Here is a 25,583-nt window from a genome sequence, read left to right on the forward strand (position 1 = left end):
CTCAGCCTCCGAGCTTGCCCTTGGTGGTCGGCAATTGGCCTTCCAGGCGCGGGTCGATGGCGATCGCCGACTTCAGGGCCCGGGCGAGCGCCTTGAAGCAGCTTTCGGCAATGTGATGGGCATTCGAGCCATAGAGCGTCTCGACATGCAGCGTGATGCCGGCGTTCATGGCGAAGGCCTGGAACCACTCGCGCACCAGTTCGGTGTCGAAGGTGCCGATCTTCTCGCGCGGGAAATCGACCTTGAACACCAGGAAGGGACGCCCCGAAATGTCGATGGCGGCGCGCGTCAGCGTCTCGTCCATCGGCAGATAGGCGTCGGCATAGCGCGTGACGCCCTTGAGGTCGCCCAGCGCCTTGCGGATGGCCTGCCCCAGGGCGATGCCGGTATCCTCGACCGCATGGTGGTCGTCGATATGCAGGTCGCCCTTGGTGCGCACGGTGATGTCGATCAGCGAATGGCGCGCGAGCTGGTCGAGCATATGGTCGAAGAAGCCGACGCCGGTGGCAATGTCGTGCTTGCCGGTGCCGTCGAGTTCGACGGCCACGGACACCGACGTTTCATTGGTGACGCGCTCGATCGACGCGCTGCGCATGGCGGACCCCGCTGGAACCTGGTGCCGAAAGGCGGTGGCGACTTTCGGCGTGGGCGATGCAACGACGAGAGCAAGGCGCGGTTTCTCGCTTTGCTCTGGGAGACATGGACGGATTCGCTGGCCGAGCCGCGACCATGACCCCCAAGGGGCAGCCTTATAGCGGGGCGGCGGGTGCGGGGAAAGCCCGTATTGTGCGGTGCATTCACGCAGAAAGGTGCTCTGCGATACAGCGCGTTCATGGCATCATGCTTAACTGGGGCAGTGACCGGGCATTGGTGCCCGTTGAGGAGGATGGGGCATGGGCCGCCGCGCAGAGTTTGCAGTATCGAGGAGAGCCTTGATGATCCTTGGCTTGCTCGCCGCCGTGCCATTGCCGGCGGAGGCCGCGCCCAAGCCCAAATCGAGCGACGCCAAATCGACCGATGCCAAACCGGCCGAGAAGGCGAAATCAGCCTCAAACGCCCTGTCACAGGCCTCCGCCCGCTTCGGCTTCGACCTCCTCGTCGCGCTGGGCAAGACGGCGTCAGGCGAACCCAATCTGGCCGTTTCTCCGGCCAGCCTCGCCGCCGCCTTCGCGTTGCTCGATCTCGGCGCCAGCCCGAAACTGCACGCCGCGCTGCTCAAGACGCTGCGCCTCGAGGGCAAGGCCGGCGACTTCGCGAAACTGCGCCAGGCCCTGTCGCCCCTGATCGCGGGCAATAAGGACGAGAGCCCGCTGACCGGCATCGGCGCGGTCTATTTCGACCGGGAAGCCGCTCCCAAGCCGGCCGCCGTGGCGAAGCTGAAGCAGGCCGGCGCGACGGTGGAGATCACCGACATCGCCAGCCCGGCGACGCGCGACGCCATCAATGCCCTGGTCAAGGAGCGCACGCGCGGGCTCATTCCCAGCCTCATCGACAATCCCTTGCATGGGGGCAGCCTCGTCCTGCTCAACGCCCTGCATTTCAAGGACGAGTGGCACATGGCCTTCGATCCCGCCCAGACCGGCGAGGCCGATTTCCACCCTGCCGATGCCGGTGCGGCCAAGGTGGCGATGATGCATTCGGGCTCGGCGTCGCGGCTGGCCCGCCAGGACGGGCGCTTCGTCGGCGTTTCCCTGCCCTACCGTACCAAGGGCTATGCGCTGATCCTGATCACCACCACCGACAAGCCGGCAGGCCTTGCCGATTTTTCGGAAGTCTCCGGCTGGCTGACGGGGGAGGGGTTTGCCGAGATGACCGGCACCGTCGCCCTGCCGCGCCTCGCCATCAAGGCCGGCGGCGACCTCAGGGCCAGCCTGGACGGCCTCGGGCTTGATCCGGCCGCGGGGGCGCCGGACGCGCTGCGCCAGTTCTCGGCCAAGCCGCAGAAGATCGACGAGATCATCCAGAAGGTCGCGATCGCCATCGACGAGAAGGGAACCGAAGCGGCGGCGGCCACGGCCATCACCTCCCGCAGCCTTGCCGACAAGCCCGAGTTCGCCTTCGTCGCCGACAAGCCCTTCCTGTTCGCCTTGCGTGACGAGGCGAGCGGCCAGACCCTGATGGCCGGCTATGTCGGCGATGCATCCAAGGCGCAATAGGGCGCGCGGCGGCGCGCCTCTTTTTTTGTAATGATCCTCCTCGGCGTCTGTTGCGGCGCGGCGTCGACAGCTATCTAACTAGCAGCCCTTTTTCGATAGCCTGGAAATCCGAGGAACTGCCTGATGAAGCTCAACGTTGCCGTGCAGATGGACCCGATCGAGCGCATCAACATCAAGGGGGATTCGACCTTTGCCCTGATGCTGGAGGCGCAGGCGCGCGGCCATTCGCTGGCCGTCTACACGCCCGATACGCTGTCCCAGCGCGACGGCATCGTCTCCGCGCAGGTCAGGCCGGTCACCGTGCAGGATGTCGAGGGAGACCACGTCAAGGCCGGCGCGCAGAACCGTGCCGATCTCTCCGGCTTCGACGTGGTGCTGCTGCGCCAGGATCCGCCCTTCGACATGGCCTATGTCACCACCACCCATATGCTGGAGCGCATCCATCCCAAGACATTGGTGGTGAACGACCCCTTTCATGTGCGCAATGCGCCCGAAAAGATCCTGGTCACCGAATTTCCGGACCTGATGCCGGCGACGCTGATCACCCGCGACCGTGCCGAGATCGAGGCCTTCAGGGCCGAGCATGGCGACGTCGTGATGAAGCCGCTTTACGGCAATGGCGGTGCGGCCGTGTTCAAGGTGAGCAGGCAGGATCCGAATTTCGGTTCGCTCTACGATCTCTTCGCCTCGCTTTCGCGCGAGCCCTGGGTCGTGCAGCATTTCCTGCCCAAGGTCTCGGAGGGCGACAAGCGCATCATCCTGGTCGACGGCGTCGCCGCCGGCGCCGTCAACCGGGTGCCGCAACCGGGCGACATCCGCTCCAACATGGTGCGCGGCGGTGCAGCCAAGCCGACCGACCTTTCGCCGCGCGAACAGGAAATCTGCGAACGAATCGGGCCGACCCTGCGTGACAAGGGCCTGCTGTTCACGGGCATCGACGTGATCGACGGCCATCTGACCGAGATCAACGTGACCTCGCCGACGGGCCTGCGGGCGATCAAGCGGCTCGGTGGTCCGGATCTGGCCGCGCAGATCTGGGACGCGGTCGAGGAAAAACGGCGCTGAGCGCCTTTTGGGTGCATTTCTCTACGGTTTCCGTAGGGAAAGCTGCACTTTGCGGTGGCGCCTGCGGGCAAATCATGCCCTAATATTCCACGCTTGTTTCGACCAGCAAACAACTGTGTCCGATGCATCGTGGTTCAGGAGGAATGCACGCCGATGTCTGATCTGGCTACCTACGTCGCTGATATCAAGAAATACACGTCCAGTGTGAACGAAGCCGCTGTGGCGGGCATCGTGAAGCATCTCGGCATTGCTCTGCGTAATCGTGATTCTTCGCTCGTTGCCGGCAAGGACCCAACCGAACTTGCTCGTGTCCGCGACAGCTTCCTCAAGAAGAAGCTCGCCTTGACGGATGCCGACGACAAGCTTGACGCTGCCGTTGCCGCAGTGATCGAGAAGCTCAAGGCCGACAATTCGAAGTCGCGCGTGACGGTCTATTATCTCCTCGCCGAGCACTTCAAGAAGCTCGACCTCTTTGTGAAATCCGCCTGATTCTTGCCGCGGTGCGTCCGTCGCGCCGCTCGCTTGGGTAACTTTATGTTACAGAAAAGCCCCGTGGAATAGCCGCGGGGTTTTTCGTTGGCGCTTCCTGATACAAAAATTACAAACGCCACGAAAATGTCAGATTCCGATTGCCGAAAACGCATAAAAAGGCTTCCATACGCGCCAATTGGGCAAGGGGCGTAACGTCGGGTATGGTTTGAAGCTAGATGAGGCCAAAATGGCCGGACGAGAGGCGCAGGCACGGCCGGGACATGCATCCCTGCAGACGGAGCGGCGCTGCGGAAGGCCATTCACCGCCTCACCGCCTTCGGTGGCGCTTTGGCTTTGGCCGATGAGCAGATCGTTTCAGCCATGGGTTTGGCCCATGGCGGGCGTAACAAGCCGGAAGGCTTGCGTCCTCGAACCTCTTCTCCTCGGCTCGAAACGCCTTTGTCTGGCCTGAAACGATGACCGGCGGCGCGCCCTCAATGCCCGTTCGGCGTTTGCGTTCGCTTGGAGGCGGACGGAACAATGCACCATGACAGTGGGGAACAAATGTCAAAACTGCTGAAGACAGGCCTTCTGGCGGCCGGCTTTGCCGCGTTGCTGGGAACGACGGCAATGGCCGCGACCAAGACGCTGGTCTATTGCTCGGAGGGAAGCCCCGAGAACTTCACCCCGGCCCTGAACACCACCGGCACCTCGCTCGACGCCGCCCGGCCGGTCTACAACCAGCTCGTGGAATTTACGCCGGGCACCACCGACCTCCGGCCTGGCCTTGCCGAAAAGTGGGACGTTTCCAAGGACGGCACCGAGATCGTCTTCCACCTGCGCAAGGGCGTGAAATTCCACTCCTGGAAGGGCTTCAAGCCAACGCGCGACTTCAACGCCGACGACGTCCTGTTCTCCTTCAATCGCCAGTGGAAGGATGACAATCCTTATCACAAGGTTTCGGGCGGTTCGTACGACTACTTCAACGACATGGACATGCCCAGTCTGTTGAAGTCGATCGAGAAGGTCGACGACTACACCGTCAAGATGACCCTGACCAAGCCGAACGCGCCCTTCATGGCCAATCTCGGCATGGATTTCGCGACCATCCAGTCGGCCGAATATGCCGACTACCTGCTCAAGGCCGGCACGCCCGAGAAGTTCGACCAGGAACCTGTCGGTACCGGCGCCTTCCAGTTCGTCGCCTATCAGAAGGACGCGGTGATCCGCTACAAGGCCTTCCCGCAATATTGGGCCGGCAAGGTCAAGCTCGACCAGCTCGTCTATGCGATCACGCCGGATGCAGCCGCCCGCTACGCCAAGCTGCAGAAGAACGAATGCCAGGTCATGGTCGGCCCCAACCCCGCCGACCTCAAGTCGATGGAGGCCAACAAGGACATCAAGGTCCTGACCAATGAAGGCCTGAACGACATGTACTTCTCCTTCAACACGGAGAAGCCCCCGCTGGACAAGAAGGAAGTGCGCCTCGCCCTGGCGAAGGCGATCAACCTGAAGGCGATCCTCTCGGACGTCTATGAAGGCAGCGGCAAGCCCTCGACCACGCTGATCCCCTCCTTCATGCTGGGCTACAACGACAAGATCCCCGAATATGGCTATGACCCCGAAGCTTCCAAGAAGCTCCTGGCCGATGCCGGGGTGAAGACCCCGATCGATATCGACCTGTGGTACATGCCGGTCTACCGGCCCTACAATCCCAACGGCAAGCGCATGGGCGAGCTGATGCAGGCCGATCTCGCCAAGATCGGCGTCAACGCCAAGCTCGTCACTTATGAATGGGGTGACTACCGCAAGCGCCTGCAGAACGGCGAGGCGACTCTGCCCCAGATGGGCTGGACCGGCGACAATGGCGATCCCGACAACTTCTTCTTCCTGTTCGCCTGCGACATCGAGAAGAAGAAGCCCGTCAGCCAGAACTATCCGCGCTGGTGCAACAAGGACCACCAGGAGCGCCTGGAGAAGGCCCGCGCCAGCTTCGACAAGGCCGAGCGCACCAAGCTCTACCAGGAAATGCTGCAGATCGCCCATGACGAGGTTCCCTATCTGAACATCGCCCACACGGTGGTCTACACGCCCGTGCGCAAGAACGTCGAAGGCTTCAAGCCCTCGCCGCTTGGCCGCTTCGAGTTCTTCGATACCGACTTGAAGAAGTAATCACGCTTTCAGGCTGCCAGGTCTTCATCGGCCTGGCAGCCTTTTTGTATCCTGTTTTCTACTGCTGACCCGCGAGCGCCCATGCTGACCTTCCTGCTCAAGCGTGTCGCCATGACCGTTCCGACCTTCATCGCGCTGGTCGCCTTGGCGTTCTTCGCCATTCGAATGGTTCCCGGCGACCCGGTCGAAGTGCGTGTGGGCGAAAGAGGTATTTCGCCCGAACGCCTGGCCGAATTCCGTCATCAACTCGGTCTCGACCAACCTGTCTACGAGCAGTTCGGCCGCTATCTGTGGCAACTCCTGCATGGTGATTTCGGCACCTCCATCGTCACCCAACGGCCGGTGCTGACCGAATTCTTCACCCTCTTTCCTGCCACGGTGGAACTGGCCTTCGCGGCCATGATCTTCGCCGTCGGCCTCGGCATTCCCTTCGGCATCCTCGCCGCCCTTCAGCGCGGCAAGTTCGCCGACTACATCGCCACCGCTTTCGCGGTGATCGGCAATTCCATGCCGATCTTCTGGTTCGGCATCCTTCTGATCCTGTTGGTTTCCCTCAAGCTCGATCTGACGCCGGTCGGCGGGCGTATCGACACGGCGTTCTATTTCGACGAGGAAACCAGTACCGGCTTCATGATCTGGGACGCCTTCTGGTCCGATCAGGAGGGGGCCGTCTGGTCGGCCTTGCAGCATCTCATCCTGCCCGCCATCGTGCTCGGCACCATCCCCCTGGCGGTGATCATGCGCATCACGCGCTCGGCCATGCTGGAAGTGCTGAACGAGGACTATGTCCGCACGGCCCGGGCCAAGGGACTATCGCCGCTGCGGGTGATCGGCCTGCATGCCCTGCGCAATGCCATGATCCCGATCGTCACCGTGGTCGGCCTGATGATCGGCATGCTGTTCGCTGGTGCTGTGCAGACGGAATCGGTGTTCTCCTGGCCCGGCGTCGGCAAGTGGCTGATCGATTCCTTCTCGCGCCGCGACTATCCCGCGCTCCAGGGCGGCATCCTGATCATCGCCATCCTCGTCACCTTCATCAATCTCTTCGTCGATCTGCTCTACGGCGTCATTAATCCAAGGATTCGTCATGGCCGCTGACACGCAAGCCGCGGCGGCAATCCGCCCGGCCAAGCCGCCTTCCGCCACCGCCGAGATCTGGGACTCGCTCAAGCAGAACAAGGGCGCTGTCGCGGGCCTTGTCGTGCTCGTCCTCGTGGTTCTCGTTGCCGTTTTTGCCGATTTCCTGGCTCCCTACGCACCCTACAATGCGACGGGCTGGCCGGACGCCGGCCATCCCGGCCATGTCGGCCAGCCGCCGGCCTGGGTCGAGGGCGGCAGTTGGGAGTTCATCCTCGGCACCGACAAGAGCGGCGGTCGTGACGTGCTTTCGCGCCTGATCTATGGCGCCCGCTACTCGCTCGGCATCGGCCTGACCGTGATGGCGGTCTCGATGCTGCTCGGCGTCGTGCTGGGGCTCATCGCGGCCTATGTCGGTGGCTGGTTCGACTTCGTCCTGATGCGCCTGATGGACCTGATCATGTCGATCCCGGACCTGGTGCTCTCCATGGTGATCGTCGCCATCCTGCAGCCCGGCCTGGTGCCGACGGTCGCGGCCATCACCATTGTCTTCCTGCCGCGCTATGTGCGTATCGTCAGGGCGGCCGCCCTCGGGGAATTGTCGAAGGACTATGTCACCGCTGCTACTGTCGTGGGGGTCAAACCGCCCCGGCTCCTGTTCCGCACCATCCTGCCCAACTGCATGGCGCCGCTGATCGTGCAGGCGACACTCGGTGTCTCCGATGCTATTCTCCAGGCTGCTGCACTGGGTTTTCTCGGCATGGGCGCACAGCCTCCGATACCCGAATGGGGCGCCATGCTTTCCGACGTGCGTCAGGACATCCAAAGCGCACCCTGGCTCGCTATCGCGCCGGGCGTATGCATTCTGATCACCGTGGTCGCCATCAACCTGTTCGGCGACGGTCTGCGCGATGCGCTCGATCCCAAGCTGAAGCGAGGCTAGACATGGCGCTGCTCGAAATCTCCAATCTCGCGGTTGAATTCCAGGTCAAGCACGGCTTCTTTCGAGCGGTCGACAGCGTCTCGCTCTCGATCGACCCCGGCGAGATCGTTTCCATCGTCGGCGAGTCGGGATCCGGCAAGTCGGTGGCCATGCTGGCGCTGATGGGGCTCCTGCCGAAGACGGCCCGCATCACCGCCGACAGGCTGGCCTTCAATGGCCTGGACCTGCAGAAGATCTCAGCGCGTGAACGGCGCAAGATCATCGGCCGCGACATGGCGATGATCTTCCAGGAGCCGATGACCTCGCTCAATCCGTGCTTCACGGTGGGCTTCCAGCTCGCCGAAGCCATTCGCGCCCATCTGCCGATGTCTCGGAGCGAGGCGCGGGATCGGTCGGTGGAATTGCTGAAGGACGTCGGCATCACCGATCCTGCGCGCCGCTTGTCGGCCTTTCCGCATCAGATGTCGGGGGGCATGAGCCAGCGCGTGATGATCGCTATGGCGATTTCCTGCAATCCCAAGCTCCTGATCGCGGACGAGCCGACCACGGCGCTCGATGTGACCATTCAGGCCCAGATCCTCGACCTCCTGGTCAAGCTGCGCGACGAGCGTGGTATGGCGGTGGTTTTGATCACCCACGATATGGGCGTGGTTGCCGAGACGGCCGAGCGCGTGATCGTGCAATATGCTGGGCAGCAGGTCGAGAGGGCCAAGACGGGCGCCTTGTTCCATACGCCGCGCCATCCTTATACGTCTGCCCTGCTGGCCGCCCTGCCCGAGCGGGCGACGTCGCAGATGCTGCCGTCCATTCCCGGCGTCGTGCCCGGGCAGTATGACCGCCCGCGCGGCTGCCTGTTCTCGCCGCGCTGTTCCTATGTCACCGATGAATGCCGTGCGGCACCGCCGAAGCGAGCCGACATCGAATATAACGAGGCCCTATGCATCCACCCGCTGACTGGTGGCAAGACGGCTCGCATGGAGGCCGTATCGTGACAGTCCTCGTCGACGCGCGCGATCTCGTGCGCTCCTATGAAGTCAAGCGCGGCATGTTCGGCGGCACGGCGACCGTCAAGGCGCTGGCCGGCGTGAGCTTCACGCTCGATGCCGGCAAGACACTGGCGGTGGTGGGCGAATCCGGCTGCGGAAAGTCGACTTTGGCGCGCCTGCTGACCATGATCGAACAGCCCACCGCAGGATCGCTGACCATCGGCGGCATCGATGTGAAGCTGGCGACCGCGGCGCAGCGCAAGACATTGCGTCGCGAAATCCAGATCGTGTTCCAGAACCCCTTCGGTTCCCTCAATCCGCGCCAGACCATCGCGCAGGCGCTGGAGGAGCCCCTGCTCGTCAACACCAAGTTGAGCGCGGGAGAACGGCGCGAGGCCGCCATTGCGATGATGAAGCGTGTGGGCCTTCGTCCCGAGCAGGCGATGCGCTATCCGCACATGTTTTCCGGTGGCCAGCGTCAGCGCATCGCCATCGCCAGGGCCCTGATGCTCAGGCCGAAGATCCTGGTGCTGGACGAACCGGTCTCCGCGCTGGACGTCTCGGTGCGCGCGCAAGTACTCAACCTGCTTGCCGAGCTGCAGCAGGAGTTCAAGCTCGCTTACATCTTCATCAGCCACGATCTGTCGGTGGTGCGCCACATCGCCGACGACGTGATGGTGATGTATCTGGGACGGGCGGTCGAGATGGGCACGCGCGATGCCCTGTTCTCGGCGCCGCAGCATCCCTATACCAGGGCACTGATGTCGGCGACGCCGCAGGCCGATCCCGACCGCAAGCGCGAGCGTATCGTGCTGCAGGGCGAGTTGCCCTCGCCCTTCTCTCCGCCAACGGGATGCGCCTTCAACCCGCGCTGCCCGATCGTCAAGCCGCATTGCCGGGATGAGCGTCCCGGCCTCGAGATGAAGCACGATCGCCTGGTCGCCTGCTTCGAGGTTTGAGGGGAGCGCGGGCACCCCTCATCCGGCTGCCGCCACCTTCTCCCGCAAGGAGAGAAGGGAATTTATCCTGCAGGCATCGAGTGCATTTGACCGTAGCTGGGCCGGACGCCCTTTCCCAAGCAAGCCCCTTCTCCCCCTGCGGGTGTCGCCAACTCTCTTGAGTTGGCTGGAGGTCCCGGCAGGGAGATGAAGGGTGACTCTCTCAACCTCTCAATGCGAAATCCCGCTCCTTACTTCCCCTGATTGAAGAAGAAGTCCTCGCCCGGCAGGGAGCCGTAGGTGAAAGGCTCCTGCTGGCGCTCGGTCGCCTTCATCACGTCGTCGCGCACCAGGCGGAAGAGCTTGCCGATCTCGACATTGGGCTTGCGCAGATTGGTGTCGAGCGCGGTGACGAAGGGCGAGTTGCCGTCCGCGCCGTCCAAGGCGACTTGGCCCGCCTTGGCGGCATAGACCACCAGGGTCGCTCCGTCCGGCTCGACGCGGCTGAGGCCGCGCGTGACGGCGCGGGTCGCGCTCTTCTTGGCCATGGCGCCCTCGAAGGGATTGTTGCGGCAGGCATCGAGGATGACCAGGCGCAGCGACTTGGCGCCTTCGCCCGCTGCCATCACCCGGTCGAGCGGCACGGCTTCGAACAGGATGTCGCGCTCCTTCTCGAGCTTGGCATCGACCGGAATGAGATAGTTGACGTTGTCGACCTCCATGCCATGGCCGGCATAGTAGACCACCGCCCAGTCGGCCTGCGCCGCCTTGTCCGAAAATTCCTGCAGGGCCCGGTTGAAGCCCTGGTTGTCGAGATCTTCCGCCAGGGTCACGTCGGTGAAGCCGATGCTGCGGAGGGTCTCCGCCAGCTTCGCGGCGTCACGCTTGGGATTGGGCAGGGGGCTGGTGCCGGTATAGGCGCCGTTGCCGATGATGAGGGCGATGCGCTTGCCCATCGGCGCAGAAGTCTGCACAGGCTGCTGGGTACCGGACGTGCCTCCGCCCGAGGCAGGCGGCGGGTTGGCCCCGAATTTCTGGACCACTGCCTGCTTGGCTTTTTCGAGGCCTGAGGCGGCCAGCGCATTGGTTGGAAACTGGTGTAGCATCGCCAGATAGTCGGCGGCGGCGAGGTCAGGCTGGCCGGAAGCGAGATAGGCATCGCCGCGCTGGCGCAGGATGAAGCTCTTGCGTCCCAGGCTGGTGGCCTGGGTATAGTCCGCGATGGCCGCGTCGTAGTTTTGCTTCGCCGCATTGGCGAGCCCCCGGGCATGGAAGGCCTCCGGGGATTGCGGCGTGGTCGACAGGAAGCGCGTCGCATCGGTGATGGCGCCGTCCGGGTCATTGCCATAGGCCTTGGCCATGGCGCGATACATCAGGCTATAGGCGTTCTTGACGGGATCGGCGGCGAAATCGTCGCTCGCAAGCTCGATGGCCCGGCTCAGATCCGACGTGGCCTCGTCCTTGCGGCCGAGTTCGAGCAGGGCCACGCCACGATTGAGGTAGTCGGGGGTGACGGCCTTGCCGCCGGCGACCACCGAGGTGATGTTGTCGACGCTTTCCTGCAGGCGGCCGAGCCTGAGGGCGGCGGAGGCGCGGTAGCTCAGCAGTTCCGTCCGAGCGGGTTTCAGGCGCAGGGCCTGGTCGAAATCGGCGATGGCCTGGGCATTGTCGCCCTTGGCGAAGCGGGCATAGCCACGCCCCGAGAAGGGGAGGTCGTCATCCTGGCGCAGGGCGATGGCTTCGTTGTAATCGGCGATGGCCTTGTCGTAGTCGCCCTTGAGGTAGAAGCCCCAGCCCCGGTTCGAATTGGTGACGGCCAGCGTTTGGGGCAGCAGCAGGTCACCCACCACCAGCACGTCGCTGCAGGCCTTGACGATGTCGTCGGCCGCCTTGGCCTGCCCGCAGAGCTGGCGATTGGCCCTGAGATCGGCGACCTCGGAGAGTGGCGCCTCCGCTGCCGAGCCACTATCGTCATCATCCAGTCGCAGAGAGCCGATCATGACCCCAAAGGCGTCATAGGCCTCGAACATCTCCACCATCTGCGTGGTGTCCTTGCCGGTGTCGGCATTCCAGCGGATGATCATGCCCCGCGCCGAACCGTCGGCGCCCTTGATGAAGCGAGCATAGAAGCCCAGGCTGTCCTTGGTGCCGAACAGCACGAAATAAGTCGGGTTACGCTCCGCCCGCGCCTTGAAGAGCTTGGCCTGAACGATCCGGGTCACCTCCGGCGTGGCCTTCATGGCTTCGAAGCGCGCCTCGAACGGCATGTCTCCTGCCGAAAAAGCCTGCAATTCCACACTCATGTCCCAGCGTGGCGCACGCAGGCGCAGGCCCGTCGGCGTTTCTTCGCGGCTCGGCAGCAGCGAGGCGGGGTAGTCGATGGTCATGCCCTGGGCGCTGGCGGTCCTGAAGTCGAGCAAGGCTTTCTGCTTGGCTGCCTTGGTACGGGCGAGCTTGATCAATTCGGGCGAGGGGATGCTGTTTTCCTCGAGCGGTTTGATGTTCAGGCTTCTCAGATTATGCGATTGGAAATTCCGGATCGCGACGAAGGTCGCCTCGTCGAAACTGCCCCAGAGGGGAAAATTGGTCAGGCTGTTGTAGCCGGTGTTCCACGACAGGTCGGATTGCAACTGGCGCAGTTGCGTGCTGCTCAACTGATCGCCGATCCGCTTGGCCTTCTCGAAGCGTGCATAGTCGATGATCTGCGCCGCGGCCGGAGTGGCGATGGCCAGCGTCAGCCCGATCAGGGCGGCAATCGTCTTCAAGCGCAACATTGGGGAACCCCGGATCGATAGGTTTTGCCAAGATTTTGATCGTCAGGCCGAAGGGGCCTGACATTGGGCGCATTCCTGCACCTTGGAGCTTCTCGCCATAACTGCGGGAGGTTGCAGTTCCCTGGAGAACATGGATGGTCCACACCCCAGCCCTCAGCCCGGATTGAAGATGAAGTCTTCGCCGGGCAGGGAGCCATAGGTGAAGGGCTCCTGCTTGCGGTCGGTCGCCTTCATCACGTCGTCGCGCACCAGGCGAAACAGCTTGCCGATTTCGATGCCGGGCTTCTGCAGGTTGGTGGTGAGGGCGGTGACGAAGGGCGAATTGCCGCCGCTGCCGTCGAGGGCGACCTCGCCGGCCTTGGCGGCATAGACGACGAGCGTGCCGCCATCCGGCTCCACTCGGCTGAGGCCGCGCGAGACGGCGCGCGTTGCCGTCTTGCGGGTCATGTTGGCCAGGAAGGGATTGTTGCGGCAGGCATCGAGGATGACCAGGCGCATGCCCTTGGCGCCTTCGCTGGCGGCCATCACCCGGTCGAGCGGCACGGCCTCGAAGGTGACGTCGCGATCGGAGGCGAGCTTGGCATCGACCGGCACCAGATAATTGGTGTTGGCGATCTCGATGCCATGGCCGGCATAATAGATCACTGCCCAGTCGGCCCCGTCGGCCTGGCTGGCGAAGTCCTGCAGGGCACGGTTGAGGCTGCGGAAATCGGTGTCCTCCGCCAGCGTCACCTCGGCAAAACCGATCTTGCGCAGGGTGTCGGCAACCTTGGCCGCATCGTTCTTCGGGTTCGGCAGGGCGGCGACATTGGCATAGTTGGAATTGCCGATCACCAGCGCGACCCGGCGGCCGAGCGCGACCTTGGCCGGAGGTTGCAGGGCGCCCAGCGCGGCCACCTGCGGCGAACCGGCCGTGGCTGGGGCGTTGTTGCCCTGCGGGGTACCGGCCGTCGCCAGCAGCTTGGCAGCCATCGCCTGCCTAGCCTTTTCAAGACCGACCATGGCGAGGGCGTTGCCGGGCGTGAGATTGAGTTGGGCCTGGTAATCGGCGATCGCCAGTTCCGGCTGGCCGGTCGTCAAATAGACATCGCCGCGCTGGCGCTGGATGAACAGCCGCTTGCGTCCCATGCTGATGGCCTGGGAGAAATCGGCGACTGCCTTGGTGAAGTCCTGCCTGGCGACATTGCCGAGCGCCCGTGCATGGAAGGCCTCGCTGGCCCTGGAGTCGATGGACAAATACTTGTCTGCATCGGCAATGGCCCCCTCGGCATTGCCGATGAAGGCGCGGGCGAAGGCGCGATAGACGAAATTGTAACTGTCCGTCTCGATCTTCGCGGTGGCAATGGCCTCGGCCTTGACGAAATCCGGTTTGCCTTCTTCGGCGCGGCCAAGTTCGACCAGCGCTTCGCCGCGATTCTTGTAGTCACCGGCACCGACCTTGTCGCCGCCCCGATCGATGGTGAAGTTCAGATCGGCCATGGCTTCTGCCGGTCGGCTCAGCCTCAGCAGCGCCGACCCCCGAAAAGCATGGGTGTCGACGTCATCCGGATCCAGGCGCAGGGATGCATCGTAATCGGCAATGGCCTTCGGGTAGTCCTCCAAGCCAAAATAGCTGTTGCCGCGATTGGTGTAGTCGCCCGCCGTCGGCGTTTTCTTGGCAAGGGCCTGACTATAGTCCGCTACCGCCGCGTCATATTTCGCCTGGCCGTAGCGGACATGTCCACGTTGCGTGTAATAGCTCGCCTGGTCGGGATCGAGGGCGATGGCCTGGTCGAGATCGGCAAGAGCCAGATCGGCCTTTTTCTGCCTGTTATAGCCGACGGAGCGATTGTAGAGCACGGTCGGCCGGTTGGCCGCCAGCAGCGTGCTGGCCGATAGTACCGTCGTGCAGGCGGTGACGATCTCGGCAGCGTCCTTCGCTTTGGCGCAAATGTCGAGCTGCCGGTTGATTTCGGCCGTCGACATCGCGACGGTGCCTTGCGGGTTCTGTCCCGCCGCTGCGGCGGTATAGGGATTGGCAACGGTTTTCGGTCGGATTGAAAGGCCCATGACGATGGCGCTGTTGCGAAAATCCGGCCGTTTCTTGCGATCCCAGCTGGCGATGAAGCCGACGATCGCATCATCCTTTTGGGCCACACTCGTATAGATGGTGAATTTGGCGTCGCCGCCGACGATGACGAAACGGGTGGGCTGTCCCTCGCCCTGATCATCGAGCATGACCGAATATTTGACCTTGCCCGCCGCCTTCTTCATGTCGGCGAACATCTGGTCGAGCCGTTCGCGCGATCCCTTCATATTGATCAATTGGACCAGGGCGTCGCTCGAGGGCGTCGTGTAGCGCGTCTCTCCCTTGACCGTCTGCTGTTTGGTCAGCACGCCGGCGGGATAGCTGATCTTCAGGACGCCATTTTCCAGGGTTTTGAGGTTGGCCGTCCGCCGGATCGAAGCAACGCGGCCGTCCAGTTCACTGACCAGGGCCGCACTGGGCGCGCCAGTCTCAGGCAAATTGTTGCTGCGTTGATATTGGCGGATGGCCTGGTAGGTGGCGTTGTAGAAAATCCCTGAAACCGGCGGAGAACTTCCTTCCGAAAACATGCCTGCCCAGGCCAGGTCTTCCTGCAGATTGGCGATTTGCTGGGCGCTCAATTGGTTGGCCGCCGCCTGGGCGGAGGTGAAGGTGGCTTCCTGGCTTTGCACAGCATGGGGTGCGGCCACGGCAAGGGCCAGAGCCAGGCAGAATTTTCTGACGAAGCTCCCCGATAAGCCACGCCGGGAAACTTTGCCGAGGGAAGCGGGGATCGCTTTCAGTCGAAACATTTTAGGTTCTACCTCAGCCCGGACAGCGAGCCGGCCGTCTCCCTTGATATCCTCGCCTGCCGAGATCCCTGCTCGCTGGGATCTTCGTCGACAGGTTTGGAGGCGAGGCCGAACTCTGGATCATTTGTTACAATGGATTGGCGTTTGGCAATAATGAAAAGTGCAAGTGATGATGCACCGGGACCTGTCGTAGCGAAGTTCTGCAATCTGCAAAGAAGGGCGGCGGTCTTTTCTTACCATCAAGGCGCGGGAGGCGAGATGGGCAAGTAACGCACTGGCCTGTAGTCGTGCCCTTGCTCTATGGCTTCGGCGTGCAGGTCAGCGTGACGGTGGCTTTGCTCGGGTCGCCGCCGCGCTCGGGAGGCGTGACGCCGCTGGCGCGCAGGAAGGCGGTGACGAACAGACCCTTCAAGGCTGTCGGATCGCCATTGGCGGCGGCAAGGCCTGACAAAGCGCCGTCCTTGTCGATCAAGGCGCCGGGAGCGCCCGCGGCTAGCGATACGCGGCGACTGTCGTCATTGCCGCCGATCAATGCCGTGACGGTGGTGGCGACCGGGGTGGAGCCGGACAGCAGGGCGACAGCATCACCTTGCGCCAGCGCCGGCTGCCGCCAGGCGAGCGGTGCCGGGCCAGGGGGTGGATTGGCTCGGACCAGCGCGACGTCATTGCCGAGATCGCCGGCAATCACCCTGGCCGGGGCGCCGCCCTGCAGGGTCACCGTTTCGCATCCCGCCACCAAGCCGGCATAGGTGAGGATATCACCGTTCGGCGATACCAGGGTGCCCAGGCCGGTCTTGGCCGCTGTCGAGGTGCCTGATGGCAAGGGCACGGGCGGACCGGCCGGCTTCGGCGGTTCGGGAAGGGGCGCTGGCTTGTCGGCGGGTTTGGAGATCGGCGGCGCCACGGCAGCCGGCTTGCCGCCCTCGGCCAATTTCATCGAAGAGGCCATTGCGATGGAAATCCGGTCGAAGCCGGGGGAAAGCGCCGGGTCCCAGCCAAGGGCGAAGCCGCGTGAATCGGTGTCGGTCTTGACGAAGCGCAGATAGAAGCTCTTGCCGTCATTGCTGCCGGCGACCACAAGGAAATCCGGGCGCAGCAGCGAATAGGTCACCTTGCGCCCGGGGCGCTCCGTCTTGAGGCGAGTGAATAGGGCCTCGAAAGTCTCCTTGTCGGCAGGGATGGCGAGGATGTCCAAGGTGACGTCATTTTTGGGCGTGGCGAAATGCGGGCCGTTCTTGCCTTCCGTCCGTACCGTCGTCAGCTTGGCCGGATAGCCCACCGTGATGCCGCGTTCCGTGATGGTTTCGAAGCCATAGCGCGCCGTGAACTTGGCTGCGTGCTGGGCGAGAGTGATGCGCTGAGGCGGCGTGAATATACCGGTTTCCTTGGCCTTGATGCGCTTCTGGAAAGCGCGGATTGCCTCATAGCTGCGCTTGCCCATCTCGCCCGACGGCAGTGAATTGAGATCGCCGGTCCAGATCAGATCCTGCTGAATGGCGGCGAAATCCTCCGCACCCATTGTTGCGGCGGCAGCCTTTGCGGCTTCGAAGGCGGCATCGACGGGAACGGCCGGTGCCGGCGCGGCGGGCGCTGGTTTCGTCTGGGCGGAAGCCGAACCGATGGGAACGGCCGAAGCCGCCAGCACCCAGGCGCCAATCATGGTTCGCCGCAACATTCCCGCCCCCACCTTTGCCGATCTCTGCAAGATGTTTGTATAGCGCCGTACCATGACGGCAAGCGTTCTTCAGGAAACATCCGGCGCGGGCGCAGCCAATTTTTCGCGGAGCCGGGTCCAGCGCCGGCGCCCCATGGCATTTTCCGCCGCCAGCCTCAGGGCGCGCTTTTCGGCGACCACCACTACCAGCCGCTTGCCGCGGGTAATGGCCGTATAGAGCAGGTTGCGGGCCAGCATCGGATAATGGGCGTTGGAGATCACCACCACCACCGCCGGATATTCCGAGCCCTGGGCCTTGTGGATGGTGGTGGCATAGGCCGGCACCAGGCTGTCGAGCTGCGCGGTGGTGTAGTGGACGTCGCGCCCATCGAAGGTGACGGTGAGCTGCCCCGCCTTCGCATCCGTGCGGGTGACGAAGCCGATATCGCCATTGAAGATTTCGCGGTCATAGTCATTGTCGATCTGCATGACCTTGTCATGCGGGGCGAAGGTACCGAATTCGCGCACGATCGCGCCTTCGCGTGCCGGATTGAGGACCTCGCGCAGGGCCTGCGTCAGCGTTTGCGAGCCCAGAGGCCCCTTGTTCATCGGGGTCAGCACGTGGATGTCCCTGACGGGATCGAGACCGAAGCGGCGTGGCAGGCGGTTGGTGACGATGTCGATCACCTTGCTGGCGCCATCTTCTGCCGTCGCCATGTCGACGACGAAGAAGTCGCCATCCTCCGGGCTTTTGGCGCCTTCCGGCACTTCGCCATGATTGACGGCATGGGCCGCGGCAATGATGCGGCTGGTTTCAGCCTGGCGGAACACTTCGGTGAGCCGCACCACGGGAATGACGTCGGAGGCGATGATGTCGGCCAGCACCTGGCCGGGGCCGACTGAGGGCAACTGGTCGGCATCGCCCACCAGGACGAGGGCGGCGCGCGGCGACAGGGCATCGAGCAAGGCGCGCATCAGCTCGATGTCGATCATGCTCGCCTCGTCGGCGATGACGAGGTCGGCGTCGAGGGGATAGGCCCGCTGTCGGCGGAACGTGCCCGAGACCGGATCGATTTCCAGCAGGCGATGGATGGTCTTGGCTTCCTGGCCGGTGCTTTCGGCCATGCGCTTGGCGGCGCGGCCGGTCGGCGCACACAGGGCGATCGTCACATCCTTGCGCTCGAGCGCCTTGAGGATGGTGTCGATGATGGTGGTCTTGCCGACACCGGGGCCGCCGGTGATGACCAGCAGCTTGGAGGCGAGGGCCGTCTCCACCGCGAGGGCCTGGGCAGGAGCGAGCCGCCTGCGGGTGCGAGCTTCGGTATCCAGCACCGCTTGGTGCAGGCCTTCCTGGCGCCAGGGCGGGCTGCCGCCAGCCATCTGCTTCAGCCTGGTAGCAACGGCTTCCTCGGCGTTCCACAGTGCCGGCAGGAAGTAGGACGGGGCCCCCTCGATGGTGTCGCCGATGATCGAGCGGGTCTGCAGCAGGCGGGTGGCGGCATCGTTGAAGAGATAGTCGTCCACCTCCAGCACCCGGCCGGCCCGTTCGAACAGGGCTTCGCGCGGCACGCCGCAATGGCCGTTGGTTGCACCCTCGCCCAGTGCCCAGAGCAGCCCGGCGGTCAGGCGCGAGGGATCCTCGCGCTCATGCCCCAGACTGAGGGCGAACTGGTCGGCGGTGCGGAAGTCGAACCCCTTGACCTCGCGCGAGAGTCGGTAGGGATCGGCCTTGATCAGTTCGACTGCATTGGTGCCGAGCGCCTTCTGCACACTGGCGGCGCGCGTCGCTCCCAGCCCGTGCTCGGTGAGGAAAACCAGGACGTCACGGAACTCCTGTTGGGCGCTCCAGCCCTCGCGGATCAGCCGGATGCGCTGGGGCGACAGGCCTGCCACCTCGCTCAGCCGGTCCGGTTCGCTGTCGAGGATCTTGAGCGTGTCCTTGCCAAAGGCTGCCACCAGCTTCTTGGCGGTCTCCTGGCCGATGCCGCGAACCAGGCCGGAGGCAAGGTAGCGCTCGATGCCGGATGCGGAGCCGGGCGGCGTGGTACGGATAGCATCGGCGCGGAACTGCAGGCCGCGCTCGGGATCGACGCTCCAGCGCCCCTCCGCCTCGAGCTTTTCGCCGGGAGCGATGGCCGCGGTGCGGCCGATCACGGTGGCCAGGTCCTTGCGCCCCTTCACCTTGACGCGGAGCACCGCGAAGCCGTTTTCGGCATTGTGATAGGTGACCCGGTCGATGATGCCGGAAATCGTCAGATCTGCCGGCACTTCACCGGGAGGGGCCGGCTTCGAATCGCGTTTGAAGGAGGACGTGCGCATATCAGCACCATGGGCAGGCCGGTGCGACTTGTCGAGGCATGTCGTGTGAGGCGCGAGCGCCGATCGTGGAGGAAGGGAGGGCCGCTCCCCCTTCAGGCGCTCCTGCTGGGGAAACGGTCGGCATCGCACAGTGGCTTGAACAGGCGCGACCAGGCCAGGGCAACGAGGATCGTACCCAGGCCGCCGAGCACCACGGCCTCTACCGGGCCGAAGAGGGCGGCGGTAAGGCCTGATTCGAATTCTCCCAACTGGTTGGAGGTGCCGACGAACATGGCGTTGACGGCGCTGACCCGCCCGCGCATCGCGTCGGGCGTGCCGAGCTGGACCAGGGTTGAACGCACCACCACGCTGACGACGTCGGCCGCTCCCATGACCACCAGCGCCGGCAGCGAAAGCGCAAACCAGGACGACAGGCCGAAGACGATGGTAGCCAGGCCGAACACCGCGACGGCCGCGAACATCTTCAGGCCGACCCGCCGCTCCAGCGGCCAACGCGCCAAGATCAGAGACATGGACAGGGCGCCGAGGGCCGGGGATGCCCTGAGCACGCCGAGGCCGAAGGCATTGGTGTGGAGAATGTCACGGGCATAGATCGGCAGCAGGGCCGTCGCGCCGCCGAGCAGCACGGCGACCATGTCGAGCGAGATCGCTCCGAGAATGATCGGACGGCTCCTGATGAAGGCGAAGCCCGAGAACACCGATCTGAGGGTGGTCGGCTCGCGCGCGGCGGGTGGTACGAGGATCCGTAGGCGTGAAACCAGGATCGAGGCCAGGCCGTAGAAGCAGGCGACGAAAAGATAGGCCGATCCAGGGCCGACGATGTAGAGCAGCCCTCCCAGAGCAGGGCCGATGATGGTGGCGGTCTGGATGGCGGAGGCGGACAGGGCCAGCGCGCGCGGCAATTGGTGGGGGCTGACGATCATCGGGAGCAGGGCGGCCGTCGTCGGCATTTCGAAAGTACGGCAGGCGCCGATCACGACGGCGGCGGCGAAAATGATCGTCGGGCTGATCATGCCTTGCCAGGAAGCAAAAGCGAGTCCTGCCCCTGTCAGTCCTGCTACCATCTGGCAGCAGCGCACGACGGTACGCCGGTCGAAGCGATCCGCGATGTGGCCGGCCGGAATGATCAGCGCCAGCATCGGCAGGAATTGGCAAAGACCGACGAGGCCGAGATGAAGCGCAGAATGGGTAAGATCATAGATCTGCCAGCCGATCACCACGGAGATGATTTGGAAACAGCCGGTGGAAAATACGCGGGCCGTCCAGAACAGTCCGAAGCCGCTCTGACGAAGAAGGGAAGGCGTGTCCTGCGCGGACATGAGGGGCTTTCAATATGACTTGATGAAATGAAGGAAACGGCAACTGCTGAGGCTTGCGTCGGATCGGAATCGCCACAAGGGATGTCTTCGCCAATATTACCGCCAGCTCTGCCCGAATATGCGGCGATATTCGATTCATGGTCCGGAAAAGAAAAAGCCCGGCTTTCGCCGGGCTTTTCCTGCACATTGATCCAGATACGCGGATCAGAACTTGTAGCTCACGCCGAGGTTCAGATCGACGGCGTCGAACTTCACCTTCGTGCGGTCGCCAGCAATGGTGACGCTCTTGTCGCCGAGGTCGATGTAGCGGGCTTCGCCACGAACGATCCAGTTCGGGTCGATGGCGTACTCGACGCCAGCACCAGCCGTCCAACCAACGCGGGTGTCGGTCTTGGAACCGACGCCGGCAATGCTGGTCTTGACGTTGCCGTAGGCAACACCACCCGTCACGTAGGGCAGGATATTGTCGAAGGCATAGCCGAAGCGAGCGCGGGTCGAGCCCATCCACTCGTTCTTGAGGGTGCCGCGGGCAACGACTTCACCGTCGGTGATCGACTTCGACTTCTTGAAGCTCGAATAATCGATATCGGTCTCAAGGCCGACGACGAAGCCGCCGTCGAACTGGGCATTGTAGCCGGCATGGACGCCGCCGAGGAAGCCGGCGCCGTCGAACTTGGCACGGTCAACCTTGCCCTGGCCGATCAACGCACCAGCATGGACACCAGCGTAGAAGCCGGTCCAGTTGTAGACGGGAGCGACGACCGGAGCGACCGGCTCGACAGCCTGGGGAGCCAGATCGGCAGCGAAAGCCGAGGTCGAGGTGAGGAGGAGAGCCGCGAGGGCCAAACGCATTTTCATTACTAGGACTCCAGGGCCGGAAATTCAGTGTGAGAGCATATAGACAGAAACCGCGGGGAGAGTCTGTAGCATTCCGGCCACACTGGCAGGCAAACTGAAGGCGCCTGATGGGCGGGGCCACGAAAATTGAAGAACGCAGCCCGCTCGTTTGTGGTTAACGAACAATTTATTTTTTGATGTGTTTTGTTAATATTTAAAAAAATATTAAGAGGATTTTTTTGCCTGAAGCCAAGATTCAGGGGCGTGGCAGCTTAGGGCGGCTTAATGACAATCGAGGATAAGTACTTCTGATAGAAATACTGCAGTGGTTTGTTGCGTGCGGTGAGGTGGAGGAGGGCTTGAGGGCACTGCCATTTTTAGTTTGGGTGAGAAGCGGCCAACCTCAGGTGTTCAAGGTTTGGTACAAGATCTTTGTCTGGCGGCGTGAGAAGCGGCACGTTGTGGGCCGGTTACCGATATGACGGAGAGATCCACGAGACGTCTCCATTTGTCGGCAATTCGCCCGGACAACGATTTCGATGGCATGACAAAGAAAAAGCCCGGCTTTTGCCGGGCTCTTCCTTACGCAATGATCCAGATACGCGGATCAGAACTTGTAGCTCACGCCGAGGGTCAGGTCGGTGGAGTTGAACTTCACCTTGTGGCGGGTGCCGCCGAAGGTGCTGCTCTTGTCGCCGAGGTCGACATAACGGGCTTCGCCGCGGACGATCCAGTTCTGGTCGATGGCGTACTCGACGCCAGCACCAGCCGTCCAACCAACGCGGGTGTCGGTCTTGGAACCAACGCCGGCAATGCTGGTCTTCACGTTGCCGTAGGCAACACCACCCGTCACGTAGGGCAGGATGTTGTCGAAGGCATAGCCGAAGCGAGCGCGGGTCGAACCCTGCCACTCGTTCTTGAGGGTGGCGCGAGTGACGATGTCGCCGTCGGTGACAGCCTTGGACTTCTTGACGCTCGAATAGTCGATGTCGGTCTCGAGGCCGACGACCCAGCCGCCGTCGAACTGAGCATTGTAGCCAGCATGAACGCCGCCGAGGAAGCCGGTGCCATTGAGCTTGGCATGGTCAATCTTGCCCTGGCCGATAGCTGCGCCAGCATGGACACCAGCGTAGAAGCCGGTCCAGTTGTAGACGGGAGCGACGACCGGAGCGACCGGCTCGACAGCCTGGGGAGCCAGGTCGGCAGCGAAAGCCGAGGTCGAGGTGAGGAGGAGAGCCGCGAGGGCCAAACGCATTTTCATAGTTCGATACTCCAAAAACCGGAAAATCACAGTGACTAGATATAAGCAGAAAGCGTTGACGGAGTCTGTAGCGTTTTCGCCACACCGGCTTTCGAACTGGTGACAGGCCCGCGCAGATTTCAAGGCAAAAATAAGACGCATGCGATGGCATCTTACAGTTAAAATGCAATTAAATGACTTTCGTATTCGTAAAAATTTTCCCAATAGAATTTAGGTTTCGACGTAATTCATAAAAATTCAAAGATCTATACGTGTTGTTTGAATCGAACGCCGGTGAATTAGTCGTAGGCTATCACCGCTATCGGCGGCAATGAGGGAGGATCTATGCTTGAGAGACGCTTCATGCTGCTCTGCAGCACGTTCCGCACCAAGTCGAGCGGTTTGGCAATTGTGCAAAGAACCTGCCCCATTTACGCCACATTCGGGGGCGGAATGTGGCGTGGGATTGCTTTGCTGCAATGAGGGGGCTGGCCTGCGCCTTTTGCATGGCTCTCCGGTTTTCTCTCAAAAAGGCACGGCAGGACCGCTGCCTTCGCCGATTTGAAGCCCGATTCCTGCCCTGAGGCGATCTGCCAGCCATTGCTTGGCGTACTCGACCGAGGCGGCGAGCGTGCAGCCGCCTGCCAGGTTTGCAGCGATGGCCGAGGAAAGGGCGCAGCCCGTTCCATGCAGGTTTGGGGTTTGGACCCACGCCGTTGCGAAGCGCTGGGTAACGTCACGGGTGGCAAGAATGTCGACCGCTTCGCCGAGATGGCCATGCCCGCCCTTCAGCAGCACGGCCTGCGGGCCGAGGGCGAGGAGGGCCCGGGCTTGTTCGATCATCTGCGCCTCGCTTTCCGCCGGCGTGCCGTTCAGCAAGATCGCCGCTTCCGGCAGATTCGGCGTGAGACAGGTCGCCAGCGGCAGGAGATGGGTTTTGAGGGCGGCGGGCGTACCCGTTTCACCCAAGAGCCGGCCCGTCGTCGCCGACATCACCGGATCGAGCACGATGGGCAAGCCACGGCCCGCGAGGCTCTCGGCGATGATGCGAGCATGGACCCCGCTGGGCACCATGCCGATCTTGACGGCGCCCACCTTGAAATCGTCGAGCACGGCATCGATCTGCGCGGCGAGTACCTCCGGGGGGACCGCATGGATGGCGCTGATGCCGCGGGTGTTCTGCGCCGTGATGGCGGTAATGGCCGTGGTGCCGAACGCGCCGAAGGCGCGAAAGGCGGCAAGGTCTGCCTGGATGCCGGCCCCGCCGCCCGAATCGGAACCGGCAATGCTGAGCGCGATCGCCGTCATGCCCTGACCGTGGCTGGCCGGGTTGCCGCCAGCCACGCCTGGGTCCGTGCATCCGGATCGGGATGCCTGGTGACGTCGCTGACCATGGCGATCACATCCGCGCCTGCAGCCAGGCACCCGGGCGCCCGCTCCAGGGTGATGCCGCCGATGGCGATCAGGGGCGTGTCGCCGATCAGCCTCTTCCACTCGCCGATACGCTCGAGGCCTTGAGGGGCGAACGGCATGACCTTGAGCGTGGTGGGGTAGATGGGCCCCAGTGCCACATAATCCGGCTTGCACGCGAGCGCGCGCGCGAGTTCACTATGATCATGCGTGCTGATGCCGAGCCTCAGGCCGGCAGCACGGATGGCGGGGAGGTCGGCGGTGTCGAGGTCGCCCTGGCCAAGATGGAGGAAATCGGCGCCGGCCGCGATCGCCGCCCGCCAGTAATCGTTGACCACCAGGTCGGCGCCATAGGTACGGCAGGCTGCCAGGGCGGCGCGGATGTCGGGCAGGGCGGTCTCGTCGTCGCGGTCCTTGATGCGCAACTGCACGAGCTTAATGCCCTGCCTCACCAGGCGCTCCACCCAGTCGACGCTATCGACCACGGGGTAGAAGGGATCGAGCCGCCAGGTCGTATCGATGGTGCTCATGCCAGCACCGCCGAATCCAGATTTGCCCGGCCGAAGACCGGCGTCGAAGGGGCCGCCATGTCGCGCGGCATCATGGGATCGGCCAGAAAGGCGAGGCGCCCGGCCTCGATGGCGAGGGCGAAGGCCCGCGCCATGGCGGCAGGATCGCCCGCCTTGGCGACGGCGGTGTTGAGCAGCACCGCGTCATAGCCAAGTTCCATGGCGTGCGCCGCATGCGACGGCGTGCCGATGCCGGCATCGACCACCAGGGGAATGTCGGGGAAATGCGCCCGCATGCTGCGCAGCCCATAGACGTTGTTGAGGCCGCGCCCCGAGCCGATCGGCGCGCCCCAGGGCATCAGCACACGGCAGCCGGCCTCGATGAGGCGTTCGGCAACCACCAGATCCTCGGTGGTGTAGGGGAAGACCTCAAAGCCTTCGGAGGTGAGGATGCGAGCCGCTTCCACCAAGCCGAAGACATCGGGCTGCAGCGTATCGGCCTCGCCGATCACTTCCAGCTTGATCCAGGGCGTGCCGAAGACTTCGCGCGCCATCTGCGCCGTCGTCACCGCCTCCTTCACGCTGTGGCAGCCTGCGGTGTTGGGCAGCACCTTGACGCCGAGTTCGCGGATCAGGTTCCAGAAGCTCTGGCCGCTGCGGTCATTGCCGGATTCCCGCCGCAGCGAGACGGTGACGATGCCTGCAGCGGACGTGCGCACGGCCTCGGCAAGGATGGCCGGCGAGGGATATTGCGCCGTGCCGAGCAGCAGGCGGGAGGTGAAGGGGGTGTCGTAGAAGGTGAGGGTGTCGGTCATGGTGTCATTTCCGGGTGCGCGGACGTCTCGTCCGCTCTTGGAAGCGCCGTATGTGCGGATAGGAAGATGCGAGCGAGACGC

General features: G+C 63.4%; 19 protein-coding genes. 8 read left to right on the forward strand and 11 right to left on the reverse strand.

The window, feature by feature from the left end:
• Window position 1: 1 nt before the first annotated feature.
• Window positions 2–595, reverse strand: a complete 594-nt coding sequence (hisB, locus tag U1R88_RS13365; RefSeq protein WP_105863543.1) for an imidazoleglycerol-phosphate dehydratase HisB — start codon at window positions 593–595, stop codon at window positions 2–4.
• 340 nt (window positions 596–935) lie between these two features.
• On the opposite strand from hisB, the gene U1R88_RS13370 reads away from it, so the two are divergent.
• The 8 genes from U1R88_RS13370 (at window position 936) to U1R88_RS13405 (ending at window position 9,829) form a co-directional block, all read left to right on the forward strand.
• The gene (locus U1R88_RS13370; RefSeq protein ID WP_322431658.1) at window positions 936–2,156 is read left to right on the forward strand and encodes a serpin family protein; all 1,221 of its coding nucleotides are present in this window, start codon (window positions 936–938) and stop codon (window positions 2,154–2,156) included.
• A 123-nt stretch (window positions 2,157–2,279) separates the two neighbouring features.
• Window positions 2,280–3,221, forward strand: coding sequence for a glutathione synthase (gene gshB / locus U1R88_RS13375; protein ID WP_322431659.1), 942 nt, complete (start codon window positions 2,280–2,282; stop codon window positions 3,219–3,221).
• A gap of 162 nt (window positions 3,222–3,383) precedes the next feature.
• Entirely contained in the window at window positions 3,384–3,710 is a 327-nt protein-coding gene (locus U1R88_RS13380; protein ID WP_162275188.1) for a DUF2853 family protein, read from the forward strand.
• 546 nt (window positions 3,711–4,256) lie between these two features.
• The gene (locus U1R88_RS13385; RefSeq protein ID WP_068293074.1) at window positions 4,257–5,864 is read left to right on the forward strand and encodes an ABC transporter substrate-binding protein; all 1,608 of its coding nucleotides are present in this window, start codon (window positions 4,257–4,259) and stop codon (window positions 5,862–5,864) included.
• 81 nt (window positions 5,865–5,945) lie between these two features.
• Window positions 5,946–6,962 carry an ABC transporter permease subunit gene (locus tag U1R88_RS13390; RefSeq protein ID WP_322431660.1) on the forward strand — a complete coding sequence of 339 codons (1,017 nt, stop codon included), beginning with the start codon at window positions 5,946–5,948 and terminating at the stop codon, window positions 6,960–6,962.
• Entirely contained in the window at window positions 6,952–7,884 is a 933-nt protein-coding gene (locus U1R88_RS13395; protein ID WP_322431661.1) for an ABC transporter permease, read from the forward strand. Before U1R88_RS13390 ends, U1R88_RS13395 begins: the two co-directional genes overlap by 11 nt.
• Window positions 7,885–7,886: 2 nt before the next feature.
• Window positions 7,887–8,876, forward strand: coding sequence for an ABC transporter ATP-binding protein (locus tag U1R88_RS13400; protein ID WP_322431662.1), 990 nt, complete (start codon window positions 7,887–7,889; stop codon window positions 8,874–8,876).
• Window positions 8,873–9,829 (forward strand): dipeptide ABC transporter ATP-binding protein, encoded by a 957-nt coding sequence (locus U1R88_RS13405; RefSeq protein WP_322431663.1) that lies wholly within the window; start codon window positions 8,873–8,875, stop codon window positions 9,827–9,829. The genes U1R88_RS13400 and U1R88_RS13405 overlap by 4 nt, the downstream gene beginning before the upstream one ends.
• 230 nt (window positions 9,830–10,059) lie before the next feature.
• On the opposite strand, the gene U1R88_RS13410 is transcribed toward U1R88_RS13405, so the two are convergent.
• The 10 genes from U1R88_RS13410 to U1R88_RS13455 all read right to left on the reverse strand — a co-directional run bounded on the left by U1R88_RS13410 (window position 10,060) and on the right by U1R88_RS13455 (window position 25,502).
• Window positions 10,060–12,582 (reverse strand): caspase family protein, encoded by a 2,523-nt coding sequence (locus U1R88_RS13410; protein WP_322431664.1) that lies wholly within the window; start codon window positions 12,580–12,582, stop codon window positions 10,060–10,062.
• A 153-nt stretch (window positions 12,583–12,735) separates the two neighbouring features.
• Window positions 12,736–15,399: a caspase family protein gene (locus tag U1R88_RS13415; protein WP_322431665.1), complete on the reverse strand. Its 2,664-nt coding sequence runs from the start codon at window positions 15,397–15,399 to the stop codon at window positions 12,736–12,738.
• Window positions 15,400–15,697: 298 nt separating this feature from the next.
• Window positions 15,698–17,074, reverse strand: a complete 1,377-nt coding sequence (locus U1R88_RS13420) for a hypothetical protein (protein ID WP_322431666.1) — start codon at window positions 17,072–17,074, stop codon at window positions 15,698–15,700.
• 69 nt (window positions 17,075–17,143) lie between these two features.
• Window positions 17,144–19,372: an SF1B family DNA helicase RecD2 gene (gene recD2, locus U1R88_RS13425; RefSeq protein ID WP_322431667.1), complete on the reverse strand. Its 2,229-nt coding sequence runs from the start codon at window positions 19,370–19,372 to the stop codon at window positions 17,144–17,146.
• Window positions 19,373–19,464: 92 nt separating this feature from the next.
• A complete protein-coding gene (locus U1R88_RS13430) occupies window positions 19,465–20,691 on the reverse strand; it encodes an MFS transporter (RefSeq protein WP_322431668.1) in 1,227 nt (408 codons plus the stop codon).
• A gap of 204 nt (window positions 20,692–20,895) precedes the next feature.
• Window positions 20,896–21,549: an outer membrane protein gene (locus U1R88_RS13435; RefSeq protein ID WP_322431669.1), complete on the reverse strand. Its 654-nt coding sequence runs from the start codon at window positions 21,547–21,549 to the stop codon at window positions 20,896–20,898.
• A gap of 586 nt (window positions 21,550–22,135) precedes the next feature.
• The gene (locus U1R88_RS13440) at window positions 22,136–22,789 is read right to left on the reverse strand and encodes an outer membrane protein (RefSeq protein WP_322431670.1); all 654 of its coding nucleotides are present in this window, start codon (window positions 22,787–22,789) and stop codon (window positions 22,136–22,138) included.
• 504 nt (window positions 22,790–23,293) lie between these two features.
• Window positions 23,294–24,076: a bifunctional hydroxymethylpyrimidine kinase/phosphomethylpyrimidine kinase gene (gene thiD / locus U1R88_RS13445; protein WP_425545433.1), complete on the reverse strand. Its 783-nt coding sequence runs from the start codon at window positions 24,074–24,076 to the stop codon at window positions 23,294–23,296.
• Window positions 24,073–24,708 (reverse strand): thiamine phosphate synthase, encoded by a 636-nt coding sequence (locus U1R88_RS13450; RefSeq protein WP_322431672.1) that lies wholly within the window; start codon window positions 24,706–24,708, stop codon window positions 24,073–24,075. Before U1R88_RS13450 ends, thiD begins: the two co-directional genes overlap by 4 nt.
• A complete protein-coding gene (locus U1R88_RS13455) occupies window positions 24,705–25,502 on the reverse strand; it encodes a thiazole synthase (RefSeq protein ID WP_322431673.1) in 798 nt (265 codons plus the stop codon). The genes U1R88_RS13450 and U1R88_RS13455 overlap by 4 nt, the downstream gene beginning before the upstream one ends.
• Window positions 25,503–25,583: the final 81 nt, after the last annotated feature.

The organism is Labrys sedimenti (assembly GCF_034424805.1).
Taxonomy (GTDB): domain Bacteria; phylum Pseudomonadota; class Alphaproteobacteria; order Rhizobiales; family Labraceae; genus Labrys; species Labrys sedimenti.

Excerpts from the sequence above, each read along its gene's own strand:
- U1R88_RS13450 (WP_322431672.1), bottom strand. The coding sequence starts at position 24,708 with ATGAGCACCATCGATACGACCTGGCGGCTCGATCCCTTCTACCCCGTG.
- U1R88_RS13455 (WP_322431673.1), bottom strand. The coding sequence starts at position 25,502 with ATGACCGACACCCTCACCTTCTACGACACCCCCTTCACCTCCCGCCTG.
- U1R88_RS13400 (WP_322431662.1), top strand. The coding sequence starts at position 7,887 with ATGGCGCTGCTCGAAATCTCCAATCTCGCGGTTGAATTCCAGGTCAAG.
- U1R88_RS13395 (WP_322431661.1), top strand. The coding sequence starts at position 6,952 with ATGGCCGCTGACACGCAAGCCGCGGCGGCAATCCGCCCGGCCAAGCCG.
- U1R88_RS13440 (WP_322431670.1), bottom strand. The coding sequence starts at position 22,789 with ATGAAAATGCGTTTGGCCCTCGCGGCTCTCCTCCTCACCTCGACCTCG.
- U1R88_RS13410 (WP_322431664.1), bottom strand. The coding sequence starts at position 12,582 with ATGTTGCGCTTGAAGACGATTGCCGCCCTGATCGGGCTGACGCTGGCC.
- U1R88_RS13385 (WP_068293074.1), top strand. The coding sequence starts at position 4,257 with ATGTCAAAACTGCTGAAGACAGGCCTTCTGGCGGCCGGCTTTGCCGCG.
- U1R88_RS13430 (WP_322431668.1), bottom strand. The coding sequence starts at position 20,691 with ATGTCCGCGCAGGACACGCCTTCCCTTCTTCGTCAGAGCGGCTTCGGA.
- U1R88_RS13415 (WP_322431665.1), bottom strand. The coding sequence starts at position 15,399 with ATGTTTCGACTGAAAGCGATCCCCGCTTCCCTCGGCAAAGTTTCCCGG.
- U1R88_RS13420 (WP_322431666.1), bottom strand. The coding sequence starts at position 17,074 with ATGTTGCGGCGAACCATGATTGGCGCCTGGGTGCTGGCGGCTTCGGCC.
- U1R88_RS13390 (WP_322431660.1), top strand. The coding sequence starts at position 5,946 with ATGCTGACCTTCCTGCTCAAGCGTGTCGCCATGACCGTTCCGACCTTC.
- hisB (WP_105863543.1), bottom strand. The coding sequence starts at position 595 with ATGCGCAGCGCGTCGATCGAGCGCGTCACCAATGAAACGTCGGTGTCC.
- U1R88_RS13435 (WP_322431669.1), bottom strand. The coding sequence starts at position 21,549 with ATGAAAATGCGTTTGGCCCTCGCGGCTCTCCTCCTCACCTCGACCTCG.
- U1R88_RS13370 (WP_322431658.1), top strand. The coding sequence starts at position 936 with ATGATCCTTGGCTTGCTCGCCGCCGTGCCATTGCCGGCGGAGGCCGCG.
- gshB (WP_322431659.1), top strand. The coding sequence starts at position 2,280 with ATGAAGCTCAACGTTGCCGTGCAGATGGACCCGATCGAGCGCATCAAC.
- recD2 (WP_322431667.1), bottom strand. The coding sequence starts at position 19,372 with ATGCGCACGTCCTCCTTCAAACGCGATTCGAAGCCGGCCCCTCCCGGT.
- thiD (WP_425545433.1), bottom strand. The coding sequence starts at position 24,076 with ATGACGGCGATCGCGCTCAGCATTGCCGGTTCCGATTCGGGCGGCGGG.